Source organism: Streptomyces sp. FH025, from assembly GCF_017427025.1.
In the GTDB taxonomy this organism is placed as follows: domain Bacteria; phylum Actinomycetota; class Actinomycetes; order Streptomycetales; family Streptomycetaceae; genus Kitasatospora.
On the sequence record NZ_JAFLNG010000632.1, the window covers coordinates 1 to 4,506 of the forward strand.

General features: G+C 73.3%; 5 protein-coding genes. All 5 read right to left on the reverse strand.

Annotation, left to right across the window (positions count from 1 at the left end):
- Positions 1–375: maleylpyruvate isomerase N-terminal domain-containing protein (locus tag J0670_RS30950; RefSeq protein WP_207815140.1), on the reverse strand; the 375-nt coding region annotated here is incomplete at its 3' end.
- A gap of 147 nt (positions 376–522) precedes the next feature.
- Entirely contained in the window at positions 523–1,278 is a 756-nt protein-coding gene (locus tag J0670_RS30955) for an SDR family NAD(P)-dependent oxidoreductase (RefSeq protein WP_243437773.1), read from the reverse strand.
- A 383-nt stretch (positions 1,279–1,661) separates the two neighbouring features.
- The gene (locus J0670_RS30960; RefSeq protein WP_207815141.1) at positions 1,662–2,399 is read right to left on the reverse strand and encodes a transglycosylase family protein; all 738 of its coding nucleotides are present in this window, start codon (positions 2,397–2,399) and stop codon (positions 1,662–1,664) included.
- Between the two features lie 553 nt (positions 2,400–2,952).
- Complete coding sequence (locus J0670_RS30965; protein ID WP_207815142.1) at positions 2,953–3,621, reverse strand: response regulator transcription factor; 669 nt, start codon at positions 3,619–3,621, stop codon at positions 2,953–2,955.
- Between the two features lie 98 nt (positions 3,622–3,719).
- Positions 3,720–4,506: sensor histidine kinase (locus tag J0670_RS30970; RefSeq protein ID WP_374223202.1), on the reverse strand; the 787-nt coding region annotated here is incomplete at its 5' end.

Sequence of the window (4,506 nt, forward strand, 5' to 3'; positions counted from 1 at the left end):
GACGGCGAATTCGGCGATCTGCTGGTCCACCGGGAAGCGGGCCGGGAGGGTGCCGGCACCGGGGACTTCGATGGTGCCGGTGAGGTCGCCGGCCGCGCGCCAGGCCTCGACGAGCCGCTCCGACCCTGCCTCGAAGGCGTGCAGCCAGTCCTCCTCCACCCGCTCGAAGGGCTGCGACCAGTCCGGCTGTCCGCCCCGCGCCCGGACGGTGAACTGCCGCAGGTCGAACAGGAGGTGGCTGATCAGGTCGCCGACGTCCCAGGAGCGGCAGGGGGTCGGGTGCCAGGCCAGTTCGACACCGGTGCCATCGATCAGCCCCGCGGTCTGCGCGAGGGCGCGGGCGAGCAGGTCGATCGGGTCGTCCGCTGCGGTCATGGCACACCTCTCGGTCGGGGAGCACGGGCCGTGCCGGGCGATCGTAAGCACCGCCGCCCACGGCCGCCCGGCACGACACCGCGCCCCCTGGGGCCTGTCTTCGAACTCCCGCCTGCGGGAGTTCGAAGACAGGCCCCTCACCTGAGGTCAGACCGCGAACCCGCCGTCCACCGACAGCTCCGCGCCCGTGACGTACCGGCCGCCCTCGCCGACCAGGTACGAGACGGCGGCCGCGACCTCCTCCGCCGTGCCGTAGCGGCCGAGCGCGGTGAAGCCGCGCTGGAGGTCGGCGGACGGGCCGTCGCCGGGGTTCATGTCCGTGTCGATCGGGCCGGGGTGCACCAGGTTGACGGTGATCCCGCGCGGGCCGAGCTCCCGGGCCAGCCCCTTGGTCAGGCCGATCAGCGCGGCCTTGCTGGTCGCGTAGAGCGCGGCGCCGGAGAAGGCGACGCGCAGGGCGATGCAGCTGCCGATGCTCACGATCCGCCCGCCTTCGGCCAGGTGCGGCGCGGCGGCCTGCACGTAGAGCAGGGGCGCGCGGACGTTCACCTCCAGCACCCGGTCGACCTCGTCGAGCGCGACCTCCTCGATCGGCCCGACGGCGCCGACGCCCGCGTTGTTCACCAGGATGTCCAGCCGCCCGAACCGCTCGGCGACGGCCGCCACGGCGGCGCGCACGGCCTCCGGGTCGGTGCTGTCCGCACGGACGGCCCAGCCGCTGCGCCCCATCGCGGTGATCTTCGCGACCACCTCCTCGGCCCGCTCGGCCGAGCCCTGGTAGGTCAGCACCACGTCGGCGCCGTCCTCGGCCAGCCGCAGCGCGACCGCCGCACCGATCCCCCGGCTGCCGCCGGTCACCAGGGCCACCTTGCCGTCGAGTGCCGTCGCACCGTTCATCGTCATGGTCGTAGATCTCCTCGTTCCGGGTGTTCCGGTCACGGCCCGACCGGTGGTCCGGTCGGTGTTCCGCTCTCGGGTACGAGTCGATCCTGCTCCGGCGGCCTTGGCATCTCCGGCGGTATTCGGACGTTGCGTTCAACCTTCAACTACAACCCCGCGCGCCCCCGGCCGTACGAGCCGACCGCCGGCCGCCCGGTGCAGTTCGGCCCGGCCGCCGGGTCGGCGCCGGCGTACGCGAAGGGCAGCTCGACCTCCCGCCCGCCGTCCAGGAGCAACAGGTGCCGGCGCGCCCGGCACTCGAACCCGGGAGGCGAACGCGCCGCGCCGAGCGGGCGCCCCTGGGTCTGGGGGGCGCGGCCGCTCGGCCGGGTCGGTGCGGTACCGCGTCAGACGGTCAGGGTCTGGCCCGGGAAGATCAGGTCCGGGTCGCCGCCGATGGTGCGCACGTTCTTCTGGTAGAGGCTGTCGGTGCTGGTGCCGAACTTGGCCGCGATCCCGCTCAGGGTGTCGCCGCTCTTGACGGTGTAGCCGCCGGCGGCCGTGTTCTTCGGCGCGACCGGCGCCGACTGGGCCGGCTTGGCCGAAGGCTGGCCCTGCGGCGCCTTCGGGGCCTGCGGCTTCGCCTTGGGCGCGGCCTGCTGGGTGCTCTTCGCGGCGGGCTTCGCGGCCCGCTTGGACGTCGTCGCCGAGCCGGAGCCCGCCGAGGTGTCGACGACGGCCGGGGCACCGCCCTTGGTCAGGCCCGCCTTCCGGGAGCAGACGGGCCAGGCGCCCGGCCCCTGCGAGGCGAGCACCTTCTCGGCGACGGCGATCTGCTGCGCCTTGGTCGCCTGGTTGGCCTGGGGAGCGTACGCGGTGCCGCCGTACGCCCTCCAGGTGGACGGGGAGAACTGGAGTCCACCGTGGTAGCCGTTGCCGGTGCTGGTGCTCCAGTTGCCGCCGCTCTCGCACTGGGCGACGGCGTCCCAGGCGGAGGTGGTCGCGGCGGAGGCCGAGGTGGCCGTGACGAGGCCTGCCACCGGCAGGGCCGCGACGGCGGCGCCCGCGACGACCGCCATCCGCACGCGGTTGCGCTTGGTGGCGGGGGAGGTGGTGGCAGCGGTGGTCTCGTGACGGGGATTCATACAAGTCCTCTCGACAAGCCCCGGGCGGGCAGGCGGAACCAGGCCCGGGACATGGGCCGGTCGTCGCACTCACCGCACTCGACGGGCGGCCGCGCACGTGTCGGACGTGCCGTGCCGCCCCGGTCACCTCCGCGCGCCGACGGCCTGTTCGAGCCGGCCTCGTCGGCGGGCACGGCCCTCGCGCCGGGGGTCAGTCGGCGGGCCGTGCATCGGGGTGAACCCGGGTGGCGCTCGTTGCGCCGCAAAAGAAGCTAGGGGCATGACGGAGGCTCAGCAAGCAATTCTTCGACACCGCAGGTCAGTTGACTGTTACCGGCGGTATCGATCAAGAAAGTGTGCCTGAATTGACCTAGTTTGACCACATTTTCTAGATCAAATGATCAATCTCCGTGCTTGCGCTCACACTTATCCATTCGCGAAGCGCCGCACACCATCCACCCACCGCGACCCCGCACTGACGCACCGTCACCACTACAACCGGAGTTCCCGATTCCGCACGGCCGCCGAGTGGGATCCATCACGCTCGACACTCTCCGCTACGAAGTGATCGCGCTCAGTCGCGCCCGTCGAGCTCCGCGTCCCGCGCCAGCAGGGCCGCCTGCACCCGGTTCTCGCAGCCCAGCTTGGCCAGGATCCGGCTGACGTACGTCTTCACGGTCGCCTCGCTCATGTGGATCCGCGCCCCCGCGTCCGCGTTGGACAGGCCCTCACCGAGCAGCGCCAGCACCTCCAGCTCGCGCGCGGTGAGCACCTCCAGCCGGCGCCGGGCCGCCGCGCTGCGGGCGGCCGCCGAGGAGGTGCGCCCGGCGGCCAGCGAGTCGACGATGTGCCGGGTGGCGGCCGGGGAGAGGAAGGCGTGCCCGCTGGCCGCCGCCCGTACGGCCTGGATCAGCTCGTTCGGCGCGGTGTCCTTGAGCAGGAATCCGGCGCCGCCCTCGGTCACGGCGCGCAGGACGTTCTCGCGCTCCCCGAAGGTGGTGAGGATGATCGCCCGCGCGCCGGGCGCGACCCTCGCCAGCTCCCCGAGCGCCGTCAGCCCGTCCATCACCGGCATCTGGATGTCCAGCAGCACCACGTCCACCCGGTGCGCCCGGGCCAGCTCCAGTGCCTCCCGGCCGTCGGCGGCCTCGGCGACCACCTCGATGTCGTCGGCCGAGCCCAGGATCATCCTGATCCCGGCCCGGATGAGCGGCTCGTCGTCGGCGACGAGGACTCGGATCACTGCTGGTCATTCCCCTCGGACGGCACGTCGGCTGCGACACCATCCTCACATCCCGCCGGGCCCGGTCCGAACCGCCCCGTCGGGGAGCACGCGGGCGCTCAGCTCTTGGAGACGTACTCCTGCTTGTCCACCAGCACGCCCTCCTTGAAGCAGAACCGCGCCACGTGCTCCTCGTCCCAGGCCGTGCCGCCCTCGCCGTTCAGGACGAACCAGCGGCAGTCCGCGCCCACCGGCACCTCGGGACCGGTGCCCTTGTAGCTGTCGGTGAAGAAGTCACTGCCGCGCGGCAGCGTGCGCAGCACCTCGGACTCCGCGGTGCCGACCTCGATCCGGTCGAACACCGCCTTCTGCACCGTCGCGTCATCGGTGCCCCGGACGAACGCGACCACGCCCCAGACCAGCAGGCCCAGCACGGTCAGCGCGACCGCGCCCACCCCGAGCGCACAGCCGATCGCCGGGCTGCGCCGCCCGCCGTCCACCTCGTCGACGGGCGACAGGCCGTCCAGCGCCCAGTCGTCGAGCCCGGCCACCGCGCCGTCCTGCTCCTCCCCCTCGTACGGCAGCACGGCCGCGAGCCGGAAGCCCAGCTCGGGCGTCGGCCCGGCGTGCACCATGCCGCCGACCAGCCGGGCGCGCTCCCGCAGGCCGGTCAGCCCCTGACCACCACTCACGGCCTGGCCCGCGTCGGCGCGCGCGCCGACGAGCTCCGGCGCGCGCGGGTTGGTCACCTCGACCACCAGCGCGTCCGGTTCGTACCGGAGCGCGACCGCGATCGGCGCGCCGGGGGCGTGCTTGTGCGCGTTGGTGAGCGCCTCCTGCACGATCCGGTACGCCGCGTGGTCCACCGCGGCCGCCAGCGGACGCCGTTCCCCCTCCGTCGAGAAC

Excerpts from the sequence above, each read along its gene's own strand:
- J0670_RS30955 (WP_243437773.1), bottom strand. The coding sequence starts at position 1,278 with ATGACGATGAACGGTGCGACGGCACTCGACGGCAAGGTGGCCCTGGTG.
- J0670_RS30960 (WP_207815141.1), bottom strand. The coding sequence starts at position 2,399 with ATGAATCCCCGTCACGAGACCACCGCTGCCACCACCTCCCCCGCCACC.